Annotated in this window: 14 protein-coding genes, 2 tRNA genes and 3 pseudogenes; 8 read left to right on the plus strand and 11 right to left on the minus strand. The window is 51.8% G+C overall.

The window, feature by feature from the left end:
- Positions 1 to 13 precede the first annotated feature (13 nt).
- Positions 14 to 1735 (plus strand): nitrate/nitrite two-component system sensor histidine kinase NarQ, encoded by a 1722-nt coding sequence (gene narQ, locus EO763_RS09470; protein WP_244322070.1) that lies wholly within the window; start codon positions 14 to 16, stop codon positions 1733 to 1735.
- 46 nt (positions 1736 to 1781) lie between these two features.
- Entirely contained in the window at positions 1782 to 2414 is a 633-nt protein-coding gene (gene narP, locus EO763_RS09475) for a nitrate/nitrite response regulator protein NarP (protein WP_044205064.1), read from the plus strand.
- 101 nt (positions 2415 to 2515) lie between these two features.
- Here narP and EO763_RS09480 read toward each other — a convergent pair whose 3' ends face one another.
- Positions 2516 to 3184, minus strand: coding sequence for a hypothetical protein (locus EO763_RS09480; RefSeq protein ID WP_161528791.1), 669 nt, complete (start codon positions 3182 to 3184; stop codon positions 2516 to 2518).
- 246 nt (positions 3185 to 3430) lie between these two features.
- Here EO763_RS09480 and EO763_RS09485 point away from each other — a divergent pair, with 246 nt between their 5' ends.
- On the plus strand, positions 3431 to 3643 hold the full coding sequence (locus EO763_RS09485) for a helix-turn-helix domain-containing protein (protein WP_072014072.1): 213 nt from the start codon (positions 3431 to 3433) through the stop codon (positions 3641 to 3643).
- 33 nt (positions 3644 to 3676) lie between these two features.
- Here EO763_RS09485 and EO763_RS09490 read toward each other — a convergent pair whose 3' ends face one another.
- From EO763_RS09490 to EO763_RS09505, 4 genes and pseudogenes are all read right to left on the minus strand, one after another.
- On the minus strand, positions 3677 to 4672 hold the full coding sequence (locus EO763_RS09490) for an NADP-dependent oxidoreductase (RefSeq protein WP_161528792.1): 996 nt from the start codon (positions 4670 to 4672) through the stop codon (positions 3677 to 3679).
- A 90-nt stretch (positions 4673 to 4762) separates the two neighbouring features.
- Positions 4763 to 5176, minus strand: coding sequence for a hypothetical protein (locus EO763_RS09495; protein WP_167521837.1), 414 nt, complete (start codon positions 5174 to 5176; stop codon positions 4763 to 4765).
- Positions 5173 to 6159 carry an acrylyl-CoA reductase (NADPH) gene (acuI, locus tag EO763_RS09500; protein WP_161528793.1) on the minus strand — a complete coding sequence of 329 codons (987 nt, stop codon included), beginning with the start codon at positions 6157 to 6159 and terminating at the stop codon, positions 5173 to 5175. The genes EO763_RS09495 and acuI overlap by 4 nt, the downstream gene beginning before the upstream one ends.
- Before the next feature lie 106 nt (positions 6160 to 6265).
- Positions 6266 to 7122 (minus strand): annotated as a pseudogene (locus EO763_RS09505) (oxidoreductase).
- A 128-nt stretch (positions 7123 to 7250) separates the two neighbouring features.
- Between EO763_RS09505 and EO763_RS23270 the strand changes: the two are divergent.
- A complete protein-coding gene (locus EO763_RS23270) occupies positions 7251 to 7472 on the plus strand; it encodes a hypothetical protein (protein ID WP_167521823.1) in 222 nt (73 codons plus the stop codon).
- Positions 7473 to 7710: 238 nt separating this feature from the next.
- Here the strand turns inward: EO763_RS23270 and EO763_RS09510 are convergent.
- Positions 7711 to 7787 (minus strand) — tRNA-Val (locus EO763_RS09510).
- A 179-nt stretch (positions 7788 to 7966) separates the two neighbouring features.
- On the opposite strand from EO763_RS09510, the pseudogene EO763_RS09515 reads away from it, so the two are divergent.
- Positions 7967 to 8230 (plus strand): annotated as a pseudogene (locus EO763_RS09515) (HAD family hydrolase); the annotation flags it as partial.
- A 47-nt stretch (positions 8231 to 8277) separates the two neighbouring features.
- Here EO763_RS09515 and EO763_RS09520 read toward each other — a convergent pair.
- Entirely contained in the window at positions 8278 to 9051 is a 774-nt protein-coding gene (locus tag EO763_RS09520) for a DeoR/GlpR family DNA-binding transcription regulator (protein ID WP_161528794.1), read from the minus strand.
- A 79-nt stretch (positions 9052 to 9130) separates the two neighbouring features.
- Here EO763_RS09520 and EO763_RS09525 point away from each other — a divergent pair, with 79 nt between their 5' ends.
- Together EO763_RS09525 and katG are read left to right on the plus strand one after the other, a co-directional pair.
- Positions 9131 to 10396, plus strand: coding sequence for a metallophosphoesterase (locus EO763_RS09525; protein WP_161528795.1), 1266 nt, complete (start codon positions 9131 to 9133; stop codon positions 10394 to 10396).
- A gap of 442 nt (positions 10397 to 10838) precedes the next feature.
- Complete coding sequence (gene katG, locus EO763_RS09530; RefSeq protein WP_161528796.1) at positions 10839 to 13013, plus strand: catalase/peroxidase HPI; 2175 nt, start codon at positions 10839 to 10841, stop codon at positions 13011 to 13013.
- Between the two features lie 72 nt (positions 13014 to 13085).
- Here katG and EO763_RS09535 read toward each other — a convergent pair whose 3' ends face one another.
- Both EO763_RS09535 and EO763_RS09540 read right to left on the minus strand, forming a co-directional pair.
- Positions 13086 to 13349 (minus strand): DUF3861 domain-containing protein, encoded by a 264-nt coding sequence (locus EO763_RS09535; RefSeq protein ID WP_161528797.1) that lies wholly within the window; start codon positions 13347 to 13349, stop codon positions 13086 to 13088.
- Between the two features lie 212 nt (positions 13350 to 13561).
- Positions 13562 to 14130 (minus strand): annotated as a pseudogene (locus EO763_RS09540) (transposase).
- A 427-nt stretch (positions 14131 to 14557) separates the two neighbouring features.
- Between EO763_RS09540 and EO763_RS09545 the strand changes: the two are divergent.
- On the plus strand, positions 14558 to 16489 hold the full coding sequence (locus EO763_RS09545) for an oxidoreductase (protein WP_161528798.1): 1932 nt from the start codon (positions 14558 to 14560) through the stop codon (positions 16487 to 16489).
- Between the two features lie 208 nt (positions 16490 to 16697).
- Here the strand turns inward: EO763_RS09545 and EO763_RS09550 are convergent.
- Together EO763_RS09550 and EO763_RS09555 are read right to left on the minus strand one after the other, a co-directional pair.
- Positions 16698 to 16774: transfer RNA gene (locus EO763_RS09550), tRNA-Val, on the minus strand.
- A gap of 337 nt (positions 16775 to 17111) precedes the next feature.
- Positions 17112 to 18485: an MATE family efflux transporter gene (locus EO763_RS09555; protein WP_161528799.1), complete on the minus strand. Its 1374-nt coding sequence runs from the start codon at positions 18483 to 18485 to the stop codon at positions 17112 to 17114.
- Positions 18486 to 18498: the final 13 nt, after the last annotated feature.

Here is an 18498-nt window from a genome sequence, read left to right on the forward strand (position 1 = left end):
GAGATTATTCGTCATGGTGGTCAAACGTCCTGTTTCTACCAGTCTGGCGCGCGCGTTTTTTTATATCGCGCTGCTTTCATTTCTGACGACGGGTATTGCGCTGTTGACGTTAGCCAGCGGTTTACGCGATGCGGAAGCGATCAACGTTGCCGGATCGATGCGTATGCAAAGCTATCGCATGGGGTATGACCTACAGGGCGATCGTGCCGCGTTAGAAGCGCATCGCCGCCTCTATGCACAAACGCTGGATTCCCCGGTTTTTCACCTGTTGGATCGCTGGTATGTACCGCGCGATGTGCGCGATCGTTATGCCGCGCTGTTGCAGAGTTGGAAAACAATGGATGAGCGCCTGAGCGCGGGGGATCGGGTGTGGTATCAGGACAATATTGTTCGCTATGTCACGCAGATCGATCGCTTTGTGCTGGCGTTGCAGCACTATTCTGAACGCAAGATGATGATAGTCGTTGTGACATCAATAATTGGCTCGATCACTATCTATATACTGATCTTCTTTACGCTGCGCCGCATCCGTCGTCAGGTGGTCGTGCCGTTGAATAAGCTGATGGCGGCCTGTTCGTCCATCGAGAAAGGGCGTTTTACCCATTCGCGGCTGGACGTCAATCTGCCTAACGAACTGGGATTACTGGCGCAAACCTTCAGTAGCATGACTGACGAACTGCAAAAGCTCTATCGCTCTCTGGAAGATAAGGTTCGGCAGAAAACGCTGCGCTTGCAGGAAGTGAACCGCATGCTGAAGGTGCTGTATAACTGCTCTCAGGCGATGAATGTCAGCACGATCGACAGGCATTGCTTTCAGCAGATTCTGCAAATTGTTCGACGCTATGAAACGGTCGTTTGTCTGGAAATGCGGGTAGGGGAGAACTGGCGGTTATGTGAAGGCCAGCCGGATGAGCAGATCGCGTGGCAGGTATTGCCGATCCGTTTGCAAGAGGTCGAGTTTGGACAACTGCGGTGGCAGGCATCAGCGCAGCAGCCGTCGGCGCAGTTGATGGAAAGTGTCGCTAATATGCTGGGTCGCGGGCTCTATTTCAATCAGGCGCAGAAGCACTACCAGCAGCTGTTACTGATGGAAGAGCGCGCCACCATCGCGCGTGAACTGCATGACTCACTGGCTCAGGTGCTGTCTTATCTGAATATCCAACTGACGTTATTAAAGCGTGCAGTATCGGAAGAAAATGCGCAGGCTCGGCAGATCATCACAGATTTTGAACAGGCGTTAAGCGATGCTTATCGCCAATTGAGGGAGCTGCTGGGAACCTTCCGGCTGACGCTGCAACAGGCTGATTTGCCAGCGGCGATGCAGGAGATGATTGAGCCGCTAAGAGCGCAGACGCCAGCGACGATTGAGATCGATTGCCGTATTCCTACGCAGGCGCTGGATGCATCACAGCAGGTTCACTTGCTGCAAATCATCCGTGAAGCGGTGCTGAACGCCATTAAACACGCGCAGGCGACGACGATTACCGTCAACTGTCGTACGCAGCCAGATGGGCGTTACTGTGTTGATATTCGTGATGACGGCTGCGGCATTATCAATCAGGAGGAACCCGCAGGACATTATGGTTTAAATATTATGCAGGAGCGTGCCGAACGGTTAGGAGGAAAGTTATCTATTGGCCTCCACCCTGAAGGGGGGACGCAGGTTAGCGTCTGTTTTTCGACGCCGACGACCGTGCGTGAACGCGACAACACGAACGATTTTTATCCAGAATAATTCATAAATAAAAAATAATAAGATCCATATTACATTGGGGCTGGGCATGTCAGAAAAACCATCTTATCGCGTGCTGATCGTTGACGATCATCCGCTTATGCGCCGGGGAATCCGTCAGTTACTGGCAACTGACGCCATCTTTGACGTGATTGGGGAAGCCAGCAACGGCATGGAGGCGTTAAGCCTCGCGAATCGGGATTCTCCTGATATCATCTTGCTCGATCTCAACATGAAAGGATTAAGCGGGTTGGATACGCTTCACGCGCTGCGGCGTGATGGGATCTGCGCTCGTGTTATTGTGCTGACGGTTTCTGATGCACCCAGCGATATTTATACGCTGATGGATGCGGGGGCCGATGGCTATCTGCTTAAAGACAGCGCCCCAGAACACTTATTGGAGGCCATTCGCAACGGTGATGCTTTCAGCGAGCAGGTGCGCGACGTGTTGCGTCACCGTATTGCCATACAAGATACGCCGTCGCCTTTTACCGTATTGACGGAGCGAGAATTGGATGTACTTCAGGAAGTGGCTTCAGGGTTGTCCAACAAACAAATTGCTGGCGTGCTGTATATCTCAGAAGAGACGGTAAAAGTGCATATCCGCAACATGCTGCGCAAGCTCAATGTGCGCTCCCGCGTTGCCGCCACGGTGCTGTATCTGGAAACGCGCGGCCAGTAGGCCGCTGGTCGTTAACGGCGGACTGTCGCCCGCCGAAAAAAAACGATTTACGTGTCTTAAACGATGGAACCTCTACCCCAAAGGGGCTGGAGGTCTCAGGCTCAGAACTGGCTTAGCATTTCGTCAAACGTCTCGCTGGCGAAATCATTGCGCCATGCCTTGTCTTTATCTTGAGGCACTTTGCTCAGTGAAAAGGTTCCCTGATAGGTAAAACTGACGGGCGCTGAGTATGCATCCTGTAGTTTTTTCAGTTCACTGCTGCACTGTGAGGCGCTGCAATTGCTTTTTGCCAGCCGCTGCACACCTTCCGCCCAGGTTTCATTCGTTTTCACCAAAACGCACTCAAATGTCACCTGAGTGGTCAGTATGCCGTTACTGTCCTTTTCCGGCTCGCCAGCTGACAGGGATTTGCATTCGGATTTTTGTCTGGCCTGCTGCACGGTCGTCATCAAGCTTTCCAGAGGCGCTCGGAGTCCTTCTCTAAGCGGTTCTGGAAACAAGGCCTGCGCCATTTCGGCTATTTCACCAGGAAAGGCTTTATCGGCTTCTTTCAGTTCAGCCGCGTTTGCATAGTCGGCACTTCGGCCTGAACGCAGACGATCGGGCCGAAGGTAATCATTTAGCTGACGAATAGCCTGATCGTCATGGTTGACCAGAGTCTTAATGTAAAGATCGGATACGGCCGTTGGTGGGATGGTCTCTGCGGCATGAGACGAAAATGCGGTGGAAAGTGCAAGTAAAGGCATTGTAACTTTAATGAATGGTTTCATTTACATTCCTGATGTGATTATTTTTATCTTTGTTGCGAGGCAGAATCCGTCTGCTAACAGTTTTTAACTGACTAAAATCAGCGAGTTAATTTATCATTTAGGTGCATCATTCGCTAGAATAAAAGTGCGTGAAGGCGCGTTGCGGAGGAATCTTCGCGCCCTAAGTTATCTGTAGGTTATTTGGATGTTACCTATGGGCATGTGGAAATTTCGCGCTTTCTGACGTGATGAGCAGGATTTGCTGGCGTGCTTAGCCTCGTTCGATTGAATCAATGGTTTAGTGCGGCTTATCGCCTTCCTTTCCACGCCTGTCTTAATGTTGTGCACCTGAATGCCGCGAAACAACTGTTCACGTCGGCCCGCGGTGCCGCCGATGTAGCGGCCTCCGTTGGTCTGTCCGATCAGAGCCATCTAAGGGCACATTGGGTATCACACCAGCACATCACCGTGTTCCCGTGAGTGAAACGTCTTCCTCTATTCAGCAGCTGCGAGCTATCGAATACTGATGGTGACTTTGCCTTTTGATCTTCCCTGCTCGGCATAAGCCAGTGCCTCTGCGGTCGATGCCAATGGGAAAGTACGATCGATGACGGGTTTGATTGCACCGGATTCGATCAGTGCAGTGATTTCCCGTAGCTGGTTGCCGTTTGCGCGCATGAAAACGAAGTCATAGCGCACGCCGTGTTTGTCGGCTTTTTTGCGGATACGTCGGCTCAACAGACGCATTACCTGCTTCAGGAACCAGGATAGCCCTTGCTGCTCGGCGAAGGCGGGGGTTGGTGGTCCAGAGATAGAAATAAGCCGACCGCCGGGCTTGAGCACCTGAAGTGATTTTTCGAGTACGTCGTTGCCCAGACTGTTGAGGACGACATCGTAGTCCTTCAGCTCGTTTTCGAACGCCTGTGTTTTATAGTCGATCACAACATCAGCACCCAGATTTCTCACCCATTCGACATTGCTGGTGCTGGTGGTGGTCGCGACAAATGCCCCGAGGTGCTTAGCAAGCTGGATGGCGATAGTGCCTACGCCGCCCGAACCTGCATGAATCAGCACCTTTTGACCTTGCTTCAACTGTGCGGTCTCGACCAGCACCTGCCAGGCCGTCAGGGCAACTAGCGGGATGGAGGCCGCTTGTTCCATGTCGAGGTTAGTTGGCTTGAGGGCCAGCGCGCCCTCTTTCACGGCAATCAGCTCGGCAAAGCTGCCGATACGATCCTCTGGGGGACGTGCATAAACGTCGTCACCTGCCTTGAACTGACGAACATTACGTCCGACGCGCACGACCACACCGGCCAGATCATTACCCAATACCAGTGGGAGGCGATACGGTAGAATAAGTTTGAATTCGCCTTTACGGATCTTGGCGTCCAGCAGGTTGATACTGGCGGCGTGTACCTGCACCAATACGTCATTGTGCCCGACCTCGGGGTCGGGCAGTTGACCAACCTGACCCGTGTCCTTGTAGCGATTGATGAAAAATGCCTTCATGATGATATAGTCCTTTGCCTGTTGAGGGGGGAATAACGTTTGAAGTAGGGATAACGCCGCCGACGCCTCCCTACTAGGTTGCAGCCGTGCCTAACGGCGCGACGGACCTTTCCGTTCCGCACGAATAGCAAGCACAAAGGCCAGCGGCAGAACGATTTCGACCACAATTGCCGACAGGATGCCCGCATTAACTCGTCCTGCGGCCCACTCCACAGCACCCAGCAACGCCAGCAGCAGGCAGGCTGTGATGAATCCCGCTATTGCTGCTGTACGTCCTGCCGAAGGCGGCGCATTTCTCAGGGCGAAAAGCATGACCCCAATACCGGCATATAGCGGTGCAGCACGGCGGCCGATCAGACCTTCGACACCGCCATCGAAGGCAACGCCCCAGTTGGCGAGTAGCGTTGCGGGAGTGAATAACCAGATCGCAGCCAGCGCAAAGAACAGCAGTGCCGACAGGATAGACAGATAGCGAAAGCTGCGAGAGGCGGTGTGAATACTCATGCGTTCACGTCCACAACGGTGCGCCCACGCACCTTGCCTTCCAGTACGCGTTCGGCGATGACGGGCACATCGGCCAGACCGATCACCTGCGTGGTATGCGCCAGTTTGTCCAGATTCAGATCGCGGGCAAGACGCGCCCACGCCTGCAAACGCGCGGACTGGGGCGCGTTGACCGAATCAATACCTGCAAGGGTGACGTTACGCAGAATGAAGGGGAATACGGACGCAGGCAAATCCGTACCCTGAGCCAGACCAAAGGCAGTGACTACCCCACGATACTGGGTTTGTGCTAAAGCATTGGCCAGAGTATGGCTGCCGACTGAATCGATGACGCCAGCCCAGCGTTCTTTGCCGATTGGTGTACCAGGCTCAGATAGCGTGCTGCGATCAATGATTTCGGCGGCGCCAAGGCTGTGCAGGTAATCCGCTTCCTCAGGACGCCCGGTGGAAGCGACCACGCGGTAGCCCAGATCGGAGAGCAGCGCGATGGCTATCGAGCCTGCGCCGCCATTGGCACCCGTCACCAGAATGTCGCCGCGTTCGGGCGTCAGACCGCCGTGTTCCAGTGCCAGCACGGATAGCGCTGCGGTATAACCAGCAGTACCGATGGCCATGGCATCTTTGGTCGAAAATACGTCGGGGATCTTGATCAACCAGTCGCCGGGCACTTGTGCTTTCTGTGCAAAGCCGCCGTGGTGGGTTTGGCTCAATCCCCAACCGTTGACCAGCACACGGTCGCCAACGGCAATGCCCGGATAGCTTGAGCGCTCGACAATACCGGCGAAATCGATGCCAGGAATGAGCGGGTAATGACGGATGATGGGGCTGCGTCCAGTGACGGCCAAGGCATCCTTGTAATTTACTGTAGAATACTCAACGGCGACGGTAACATCGCCAGGCATGAGATCTTCATCTTTGACGTTGACGAGATGGGTTGAGGCCACATCGCCAGTTTTGGTAGCAAGCAGTGCTTTGAACGTCATTTTTTTCTCCAATTCACATTCGTTGGGTTATGCCGTGCATCTACCCAGCAAAGGAAATATAGCCTGTCTGGGCTCAAACCAGTCGGTATGACTGGTATGCATTAATTTACGAAGACTTCTTCACATCAAGTTGCAGGTTCTTGCGGATCCCTGACTCCATTACACTGGCGAGTGCGAATCGGCGAAGAAATTGCAATTTTTTTGCCGCTTTACCTGCGGTATAGCGCAGTCTGGGTTGTTTGTCTTGAGCGGCATGAAGCACGATGTTTGCCACAACGGCGGGTTCATCTGCGGTCATCATTGCCTGAGCGACAACGTTAGCCAGGTTTGCACGGATTTGTTCGTATTCCTCTAACTGGCATCTGGCTGGAGGTTGTTAGCTTCGAATTGCGTTCTGGTGTCAGCCGGTTCAATGACCGAAACCCGGATACCATAGGTGTGTAACTCATGATCCAGTGCTTCCGAATAGCCCTCTATTGCATGTTTACTGGCCGCATAAAGTACCACATAAGGCATGGGCACGATGCCGAGGTTCGAACCGATATTAATGATACGGCCGCTGCCCTGACGGCGCATATGTGGTGCAACGGCGCGGATCATACGAACGGTTCCCAGAAAATTAGTATCGAAGATTGCTTTCGCTTGTTCGATGGAGCTTTCCTCTGCGGCTGCTGGAGAAACGTCGAAGCCAGCATTATTCACCAGCAGGTCGATATGTCCTTCCCGCTGTAACAATTCATTGACGGCAGATTCGACAGAAGCCTCGTCGGTGACGTCGAGTACTAGCAGTGGAAACGGCTGTTGCCCAGCCTGGGCACCCCGCAGACTGGTACCGTAGACAGTGTAACCTGCGGAGAGGCGTTTGCGGGCGGAAGCCTCCCCGATGCCGGAAGATGCGCCAGTCACCAGCGATGTTTTCAAGATGCTCTTTCGACAAATAGGCAGCCAGCCATGGTTTATCATCTCTTACAGAAAATGATCTGGTCTTTATAATGATGATTATCATCTATTTCGTCAAGTTTTTTGATTATGAATGACATCAATATGTGTTGGCATGTAACTATTGTTATAAGACAAAAAAGGTGTTTGAAATGAGGGGCACAAGGCACAAGGCACAAGGCACAAGGCACAAGGCACAAGGCACAAGGCACAAGGCACAGGCGCTGGCCAATCGTATGCACATCGCCAAAAAAGCCTCCATCCTGTATCGTGAGCGTGGAAGTGGCTGCGTGTGGGGATGTTCCCAGCAGTCTGATGACGTCAAGACCTTGTTTGCTGATGGTCTTAAGATCTTACTGGCTGGACGGGGGTAGGGCGATACGTGTCCGATTGCTGGGAAATGTGTGCAGCCATGCTTGGCATACTCGCCCATGTATCGATAGCTGAATTGTCGTTATTGATTAGAATTCAGCGCTGAATTTGGGCTCAAATAGATGTAAGTACACTAAATTCGAATGGATTTTGATGAATTTAACAGGATACGAGTAAGGGGAAAATTTCAATTCACATTCATTAACCTACGTGCGTAGGGTAATATTGCAGAACATGAATTGGTACGACCGAGTGGACTCGAACCACCGACCCCCACCATGTCAAGGTGGTGCTCTAACCAACTGAGCTACGGTCGTACAGTAGATAACATCTTAATCAGTAACGTTTTGATTAGAATGCTTTTCTTCATTCCAGCGTTTGGAATGGGCGCTATTATGGACGGCTCCGACGTTGGTGGCAAGCGCTTTGTTTATCATCCTCTTTCAAGTGTCGAATGTTTAGCCGAATGCGATGAGAATTATTGCTGCGCTGTTGATCGTCAGCGGCTTGGATCGACATTGCCAACGTTGGTGTACACAAAGGACACACCGTAGAAATCCTTCAGGATAAATTGGCGATTACCTCCGATGAAGCAATGGTGTTCGGCGATGGTTACAATGATATTGAGCTAATGAGCCGTACGGCTTACAGCTTTGCGATGCGCAATGCGTTTGAGGAAACCAAAGCGGCAGCGAATTTTATTGCCCGCAGCAATGACGATGATGGGGTATTGAAAACGATAAAGCTGATGCTTTCATGAAGTGAACTGCATGAAGTGAACCGGCAGCCGCTGGGACTACCGTCGCATTATCGGGCAATAATCACATCCAGATTTTTTTCGCTTAATACGCTCTGGCAGGCAGAAGAGATTTCATCATCGGTTACCAGCGTGGTGATTTCATCACATGCCGCCACGCGATAGCGCGTTAGTGCGGAGATCTTATTGGCGGTCAGAGCAACGATCACTTCGCTGCTGCGGGTCACCAGACATTTTTTGAATTCGGCATCATCGTATTCAAAAACGGTTAGGCCTTCATTGGCATCAAAGGCACAGCCACCTAACAGGCATTGATCGAAATACATCTTCTCTAGCTGCCTGAGCGTATCAATGCCGATCGCGCCGCCGACCTCTTTTTGAATCCTTCCGCCAAGGAAAATCACTTCTACGTCCGGATACTGCATCAGCTCTGCCGCGATGATGGGCGAATTACACACGGCGGTAAACTTCAGACCTGCTGGGATCTGTTTCGCCACCGCCAGGTTGGTGGTGCCGGTGTCAAAGAAGACGCAGCTGTTGGGCTTTATCAGCGGGATGACGGCCTGAGCAATACGATCTTTCTGGGCGGCATCGATAGTGGCTCGGCTGGCAAAATCAATCACCTCTGGCGGCATACTGACCGCACCGCCGTAAACGCGCTTGCAGGCACCGGATTGTGACAGTTCCTTCAGATCACGCCGTATGGTGTGCTCGGATACGTTCAATTCACGTGAGAGCTGGGCGCAGACGACCTTGCCTTCCTCGCTGAGGATCTGCCTGATTTTGGCTTGCCGTTGCTCGGGAAAGTCGGTGTAATCGAACATAAATGTCCTTGGTTAATCAAAATGATGCACAACCTGCCGCCAGCGAGCAGGCTTCATTCTGGTCAATGATGTGTACAGCATGGAATTGCGCCATGTTAATCTCCACCTTGTGGCAACACAACACCTCTACCGCGTTGATCTGCAATGTGTGCGTCATGGTGTAAAATTTACGCGTCAATATACCGACATCACCGATAAAGAGAGAAAAACAGCCGTGTTTCATGTCATTACTGGGCTCATCGCCCTCTATGTTATCTGGCGTCTGGTCTGGCGCTTGCGTGTCGGTGTGCCCGTAAAGCGCATGCTGGCGGTGTTAGTGCTGCTGGCTTCGCAGCACCATCTGATTACGCGCACCTTTTTTGGCACGATGGCGTCGCCGGAAGTGCCCGCGTTTGTCCTGATGTTTTTGGGATGGGCGTTTGGCGCGCTGCTGATATCTGCGTTCCTGCTATTGGCCGTCGATCTGCTCGGCATCGTAGGGCGTCTGCTATCCCGTTCGGTTGGACAGGTTCTGCTGAACAATATGGCGCTGCGTGGTGGAATGGCCGTTGTGGCGATGGGGCTGGCGGCGATTGGCGTTTGGGAAGCGGTGCGTGTTCCGGAAGTGCGCACGGTAGAAGTCGAGTTGAAGCAACTGCCGCCCGCGCTGGATGGTTTCCGACTGGTGCAGCTAACGGATTTACATGCCAGCCGCCTGTTACAGCGCCCCTGGATGGAAGCGGTGGTGGCAAAAACCAACGCGCTTAAGCCCGATCTGACGGTGATTACTGGCGATCTGGCCGACGGCACCGTCAGTGCCCGTCACGATGATATGGAACCGCTGCGTAACCTGACCGCGCCACACGGCGTGTTTGCCATCGTGGGCAACCATGAATATTACGTGGAATATACGCAATGGGTGCAGCGACTGAATGCGCTGGGCTTACGCATGTTGCTCAATGAAAATGTATCGATTGGTCGCGATAATGCCGCGTTTGTGCTGGCAGGGATCACCGATCGTACCGCCGCTGATTTTCAACAACTGCTGCCAGATACCGCTGCTGCGCTCAGCGGGATTTCGCCGGATACCGCCGTCGTTCTGCTCAGCCATCGGCCAACGGGGGCGAAAGAGAATGCGCGTGCCGGGGCGGATTTACAACTCTCTGGCCATACGCACGGCGGCCAGGTGCTGGGTATGCATTGGGTGACGCAACTGGCGAATGAAGGCTATGTGTCCGGCAGCTATGATGTGGATGGCATGCATCTGTACGTGAGCAATGGTGCGGGCCTGTGGAACGGTTTTCCGATCCGCTTAGGGAAACGAGCCGAAATTACTCAGTTCATACTCCGTTCGCCGTCGCTGTAGTTGTTGGGTGGAGCGAAATACCCGCGAGTTCCCTGAAAACGTCTCTATTACAAGTTAATACTGGTTACTTAAGCATGGATTTAGGGGGAAACACGATGATGAGGCTCCCGCAGGGATGCCTCACACCGTGGTCGCCCCCAGTATCTCGATTCTTAAACGATTAGCACTATCCATGACAAGCAGGCTCATTATCTCACGCTGTTCTATCGGTGAGATTATTGATGCAGATAGGAAAAATGTGCGATTGAGCCGCTTTTCATCAGGTTAAGCTATCGCAGAAGTTAGCATATACAATTATAAATTATAGGGAGACTCTGGCACTGTCTTGCATCAAGAAGAAGGAATCGATGACGTGATCCGCTGCCATAAGGCAAGGCTATCGGAGAACGACCCCACCTTCTTGCACAGCGATTAAGGCAATGCAACATACTGGGAGATAACGATGGACGAGAATAAAACGAAACCAGCCGGCAAGTGTCCGGTTATGCACGGCGGAAATACTTCTACTGGCTCATCAAACACCGACTGGTGGCCAAATGCCCTCAATCTCGACATTCTTCATCAGCATGATACCAAGACCAATCCGTTAGGCAGCGATTTCAGCTACCGCGACGCCCTCAAAACCCTTGATGTCGATGCCCTCAAAAAAGATCTGCATGCACTGATGACCGATAGCCAGGAGTGGTGGCCAGCGGACTGGGGTCACTATGGCGGCCTGATGATTCGTATGGCCTGGCACTCGGCGGGCTCCTACCGTACCACTGACGGTCGCGGCGGCGGCGGAACCGGTAACCAGCGCTTCGCCCCGCTTAACTCCTGGCCGGATAACGTCAGTCTCGATAAAGCGCGCCGTTTACTGTGGCCAATCAAAAGAAAATACGGCAATAAGCTCAGTTGGGCGGACCTGATTATTCTGGCGGGCAATATCGCGTATGAATCCATGGGGCTGAAAACATTCGGCTTCGCCTTTGGTCGTGAAGACATCTGGCACCCGGAAAAAGATACCTACTGGGGCTCGGAAAAAGAGTGGCTGGCGAAGAGCACAGGGCGTTATGGCAGCGACGATCGTACCTCGCTGGAAAACCCGCTGGCGGCCGTACAGATGGGGCTGATTTACGTTAACCCAGAAGGCGTTGATGGCAATCCCGATCCGTTGCGTACCGCACAAGATATGCGCGTGACGTTCTCCCGTATGGCGATGAATGATGAAGAAACCGTTGCGCTGACGGCGGGCGGGCACACGGTGGGTAAAACTCACGGTAATGGCGATGCCAGCCTGCTGGGTGCGGCACCAGAAAGTGCGGATGTGGAAGAGCAAGGTCTCGGCTGGCATAACCCAACGGGATCGGGCAAAGGGCGCTATACCGTCACCAGCGGGCTGGAAGGGGCCTGGACCACGCATCCGACGCAGTGGGATAACGGCTTCTTCCACATGCTGTTGAATCACGAATGGGAACTGAGAAAGAGCCCAGCCGGTGCATCGCAGTGGGAACCCGTCAGCATTAAAGAAGAAGACAAGCCGGTTGATGTTGAAGACCCGACTATCCGCTACAACCCGATGATGACCGATGCCGATATGGCGCTGAAAGTTGACCCGGAATATCGCAAGATTTCCGAGCGTTTCTATCAGGATCAGGCCTACTTCTCCGAAGTGTTTGCCCGGGCGTGGTTCAAGCTGACGCACCGCGATATGGGGCCAAAAGCGCGTTACATCGGCCCAGATGTGCCGCAGGAAGATTTGCTGTGGCAGGATCCGGTTCCGGCTGGCCGTACCGACTATGATGTTGATGTGGTCAAAGCACGCATTGCAGAAAGTAGCCTTTCCATCAGTGAACTGGTCGCAACCGCCTGGGACAGCGCCCGTACGTTCCGTGGCTCTGATATGCGTGGCGGTGCCAACGGCGCGCGTATTCGCCTTGCCCCGCAGAAAGACTGGGTAGGGAATGAACCTGAGCGTCTGGCGCGTGTGTTAGTCGTTCTGGAAAGTATTGCCGCCGCAACGGGAGCCAGCGTGGCCGATACCATTGTGCTGGCAGGCAATGTGGGGATTGAGAAAGCAGCAAAAGCGGCTGGCGTACAGGTGACCGTGCCTTTTGCACCGGGACGTGGCGACACCACCGATGCCCTGACCGATGCAGAGTCTTTTGACGTCCTAGAACCTATCCATGATGGCTACCGTAACTGGTTGAAGAAAGACTATGCCGTGAGCGTGGAAGAGCTGATGCTCGATCGTACCCAACTGATGGGGCTGACGGCGAAAGAGATGACGGTGTTGGTTGGCGGCCTGCGTGTACTGGGGACCAACTACGGCGGCACCAAACACGGCGTATTTACGAATCGTGAAGGGGCGCTGACGAATGATTTCTTCGTCAACCTGACCGATATGAAATACACGTGGAAGCCGTACCGTAAAGACCTGTATGAAATCCGCGATCGTAAAACGGGTGAAGTCAAATGGACCGCGACGCGTCTGGATCTGGTCTTTGGCTCCAATTCTATTCTGCGCGCCTACGCTGAGGTTTACGCACAGGACGACAGCAAAGAGAAGTTTGTGAATGACTTTGTTGCTGCCTGGGTGAAAGTGATGAATGCAGATCGCTTCGATCTGGCAGAGTAAGACGTCACGCTCCCCACGCTGGTGTTTTCACGGCGCGGGGAGCATCATTTTTGCTGCGTGACTCTGTGTGGATCACTGCTTCTTGAGATTAAGCATAAATTCTCTGAACGGGGCAGCAAATTCCTTAAACGGCGGATGTTTTCTTTTCTGCATCATCACTTCACTAAATAGCTTCAAGCCTACCAGAAAAGCCTGAGTCTGTTCCGGCGTCATGTCCATCTTGCCATCGATTTTTTCCAATATTTTGAATAAATCGTCGTGAAGCGAAAATTCAAATGACAGTGTGCGTTTCTGCTCGGCTTTTTCTGCCAGCGCGATCTGATAAACGTTTCCCATAATGGTCTCGGTAAATTGAAATAATGGTAACCCAATAGGCTATGCCCTGTATTTCTTAATATTTCTTTATCGGTGCTATATTCGCCAACTTCAAGTTGCATGCATATTGGTTTGAATCACTCGCTTGCGTAAATTCATCGGGATTCCTTTGCTTGCCGCCATCCTGAAAATCGAATTATATAGAGTATTAATTATTATATACCCAATAAACCTCAAGATGCAGGTTTGAGTACCTGAAAACGAGCGTGAATTCCAGACGTCAGTGAGTCTGCGATTTCTGGCAATGTGGTTGATAAAGATTGAATATTGCATTGCGAACGTCACGAGTGTTTTTAAAAAATTGATTATTCCACACATGTCCGTTCATCACTTTCCATAAGCGTTCTATTGCGCTCAGATTACGGACTGTAAGGCGGTAAATAGCGAAGGTCTATCTCACTACAAAGGCACAACCCTTAATCAATTGGGTTCGGTGATAACTTGCGTACAGTATCATATGGATTTTTGTCGGTAATCGGAGTGATGTTTTCGCATTTCAATGAAAAAACGAGCAGTGTTGTAGTCATTAATCGTTTTGTCATCGTGAATAACCGTGCTGCCAATATCGCTCAGATTCAGCGTGCCCAGTATATTCAGACGCGTCGTTTCGTGCAGGCGCAGAGGTCCAGCCTTCTGAGGCAAGAAGGATGGCTTTAATACAGTCACGAACACGGCCATCACGAGTGGTGTCATGAAGGTGCTCAAGTTCGGCTTTCTGTTCGTCGGTAATAAATATTTTCATAGTGGATGAGCTTGATCTTCTCGTCACATAAAATCAAGCATCTTCAATGATTACGGGTATATATTATTAATATAATATCATTATTTTACGGAATATAAATATAGTGTTGATGTGTGTGTCTATTATGTTGCCAGTATGTAGAAGCAACCCGAACGAAACAATAACACAAAATTAATTGTTATTTACATTAACATCCATTTTCGATGGGTTGTCGTGTTTTTATTTTGTGATGTTTTTTATTTTCGTGATCTTTTGCTCAACTTTTATTGAATGGTATTTGCTATTCAGTGTAATCTTTTAAAATAAATTCTAATGCTCGGTATGTATTGCATTATATTTGTAGTCTATTTGGATGCTGAATTTAAAATTTAAGAAATAAATTGAAATGAATTTCATTCACATAAAAATGTCGTGAGAGAGGTAAACCATGTTTAAGAAACTGTTTCACCCTTATAAAATAAATCAGTGTGTTATTCCTAACCGGCTTGTCGTCCCCGCTATGGTGGCAAATTATTGTCATCGTGATGGAACGGCCAGTGATAAATATATCGCTTACCATGAAGAGAAAGCGAAAGGCGGGTGGGGGCTGATTTTCACGGAAGACTATGCCATCAATGAACATGCTATGGGATACCAGTTTATTGCCGGGCTTTGGAATGACGAGCAAATCTCCAGCCATAAAAAACTGACCGACACCATCCATCAATACGAAAGTAAAATCTTCGCGCAGATCTACCATGCTGGCAGACAAAGTTCTTCACGTGTCAATGGTGGCATGCAGCCTGTTGCGCCCTCTGCCATTCCCTGTCCATGGTTGCAGGAAATACCCAGAGCATTGACGATTAGCGAGATTCAGCAGCTCGTGCAGGATTTCGGTAACTGCGCGCGCAGGGTTAAGCTGGCTGGTTTCGACGGTGTGGAAATTCATGCCGGGCATGGCTATCTGATTGCGGAATTTCTTTCGCCGTATGCTAACAAGCGTATCGATCAATATGGCGGTCATTTTGATAATCGCGTTCGTTTCTTGCAGGAGGTCTATCAGGCAGTTCGACAGCAGGTCGGTGCGGACTTTCCTATCACCGTGCGTTTTTCTGCCGATGAAGGCGTGGTCGGTGGGAGGGATATCTCCGAGGCGCGTGTGTTGGCGCAACTGCTTGAAAAGTGGGGTGTTGATGCACTGAATGTGTCCGTAGGTGCTTACGGCGATCGCAACAAGTACGGTACAGTATCACCCATGTATGTCGGCCATGCCTGGACGGTATCGCTGGCAGAAGAGATTAAGCAGTTGGTGCAGATTCCGGTTATCACGGTGAACCGAATCAACGATCCGCGCATGGCGGATACTATTCTGGCGATGGGAAAAGCGGATTTTATTGCTATGGGCCGTGGGTCGCTGGCAGATCCGCATTTGCCGAATAAGGCTAAAGCGGGCGATTTAGCGTCCATCCGCTATTGCATCGGCTGTATGCAGGGGTGCACGGGAAGCCTGTATCACGGCGCGCCGTTTACCTGTTTGGTTAATCCTTCCCTCGGGCGAGAAGGTGAGTTGGATTACAGCAAGGTGGATGAACCTAAACGCGTGTATATCGCGGGAGGCGGCCCAGCGGGGATGGAAGCGGCACGTAGCGCTGCGCTACGTGGGCATCACGTTACGCTATTCGAGAAAAATGCCTCATTGGGCGGGCAGTTCCGTTCTGCGGCTTTTCCGCCGGGCAAGGGAGAGTTGGCAACGTATACCGGCTGGCTTGTCCGAGAGCTGGCGAAACACGATGTGCAAGTCCTCTGCAATACCACGCTGACTAAAACGCTGGTGGAGCAAGGTGAACCTGATGTGGTGATTGTTGCTACCGGAGGTAACCCTTCGCTGCCGCCGATTAAGGGAATTCACCGGCCTCATGTGGTGTTGGCTGAGGATGTCCTGTTGGGAAATGTAACGGTTGGGCAACGTGTTGTCGTCGCTGGTGGTGGTGAGGTCGGCGGTGAAACTGCCGCGCATCTTGCCATGCAGCAGAAAGAGGTCACCCTCGTGGAACTGCGCGATAAGCTGCTGATCGAGCTGGATGGCGTGAGTAAAGTCCATCTTCAGGCATTACTCAACGACTATGACGTGGCATCTTGTCTGAACACGCGTGTAATGGAAATTACTGAAACTGAAGTTAGGGTGGAAAATGAACGTGGTCAGTATGCGCTGCAAGCTGATACGGTGGTCATTGCATTGGGGTATACGCCAGCGACAGCATTGATCGAGGAATTAAGGGGGGGCGCTCATCACACGGTGGTAATTGGCGGTGCGGTGAAAACCAGTAACGCATTGGTTGCTGCCAGAGAAGGGTTTGATACTGGGATGAGTATTGTTTGATTCACCCGCAAGTTTAATTCGCGAATAACGTGGTTCGCCAATGAATAACCCTAAAAACCCGATGGGGGAGTCAACTTCCTCTGGCCTTTTACTCTCACCGCTGTGTCAATGGGGTAATATACGGTGCCTGTAACCGCCAGTATGAACGGACAAATGAGGTATAAAAGAGGTGAAATAAAAAGAATTAATTCGAAGGAAAAACAAAGAATGGTGCGTTCAATTGGACTCGAACCAACGACCCCCACCATGTCAAGGTGGTGCTCTAACCAACTGAGCTATGAACGCATTGAGATACCGTGCTGCCTGTCTGACAGCGAGGCGAATAGTAGCGAGCAAGGGGAAAGCTGGCAAGAGGAAAAATGCAATTTTGTGCTCTTGCCAGTGCGATTGCTGGGGTTGTATCCATTTCGTCGTTTTTTTCGACGATACCCGTAATTCTTCAAGCTGCTTGTGCGTTGGCTGCTCTTACCCACCCCAGTCACTTACTTGAGTAAGCTCTTGGGGATTAATGAGCTTCATCAATGAAGCTCCCCCTTCGGGCCAGCGCTAGCGCTGTTCAAAACGCTAACGTTCTGTCACGCAACTCGAATTATTTAGGGTATAAAACTGGATGAAATGTTATCTAGCGGGCGGCGCGCGCTAAAATCCGTGCGGCGGGTTGGCGCTGAAGAAAACGAATCCGCGTCACCATCATCACCGCTGCCGCTGTCAGGCCAATGATGAAACCACACCAGAAGCCCGCAGGCCCCATGCGAGGCACGATGACATCGGTCAATGCCAGCAGATAGCCGCTCGGTAACCCCAATACCCAATACGCGACAAAGGTAATATAGAAAATTGAACGGGTATCTTTATAGCCACGCAATACGCCGGTGCCGATGACCTGAACGGCATCGGAGATTTGATAAACGGCAGCCAACAGCATGAGCTGAGAGGCCATCGCCACCACGAGCGGATCCTGATTGTAGAGCAGGGCAATGGGTTCACGCAGCAGCGTGGTGAAGACTGCCGTGCAGCAGGCTAACGCTACGCCGGCCATGATTCCTGTATGCGCGGCAATGCGGGCGTTCTCAACCGAACCTTCCCCTAACCGATGTCCGACGCGAATGGTGGTAGCGACGCCCACTGAGAGCGGAAGAACGAACATCAACGAACTGAAATTCAGGGCAATTTGGTGACCTGCGACATCGACAACACCCAGCGGTAACACCAGTAGGGCAACCACGGCAAACAGTGTGACTTCAAAAAGCAGCGCCAGCGCGATGGGTAAACCGAGGCCAAACAGGCGCTTCAGCACGGTAAAATCTGGCCGGAATGCCGAGCGATGAAGACGGATATCGCGTAGCCAGGAGGCACGTCGGGTATAGAGCATCATCAGTAGCATCATGATCCAGTAAACCGATGCGGTGGCGACGCCGCAACCTACGCCGCCCAGTTCGGGCATACCAAATTTACCGTGGATGAATATGTAGTTAATCGGGATATTGATTAACAGTCCGATGAACCCAATCATCATGCCGGGGTAGGTTTTGGACAGCCCTTCACACTGGCAGCGCAAAACTTGATAGAACAGATAGCCGGGTACGCCCCACAGCAACGCGTGCAGATAGCCGATGGCTTTCGCAGCCAATTCAGGCGAACCGTCGCTCATCAGGTTAATCGCGTATTCCCCCTGATACAGCACCAGCATTGTCAGCACCGAAATGATGGCTGCGAGGAAAAAGGACTGTCGCACCTGATGAGAAATACGATCGCGACGGCCGGAACCGTTGAGCTGTGCGACAACGGGTGTTAACGCCAGTAGCAGTCCATGACCAAAAAGAATGGCGGGGAGCCAGATTGAGGTTCCCACCGCGACGGCGGCCATATCGGTGGCGCTATAAGCACCGGCCATGATGGTGTCAACCACACCCATCGACGTTTGGGACACTTGCGCAATAATGACAGGAACAGCAAGCGCCGATAATTTACGCGCTTCTGTCAGATACTGTTGCACGGATACCTTCCTT

Source organism: Pectobacterium odoriferum (assembly GCF_009931295.1).
Classification (GTDB): domain Bacteria; phylum Pseudomonadota; class Gammaproteobacteria; order Enterobacterales; family Enterobacteriaceae; genus Pectobacterium; species Pectobacterium odoriferum.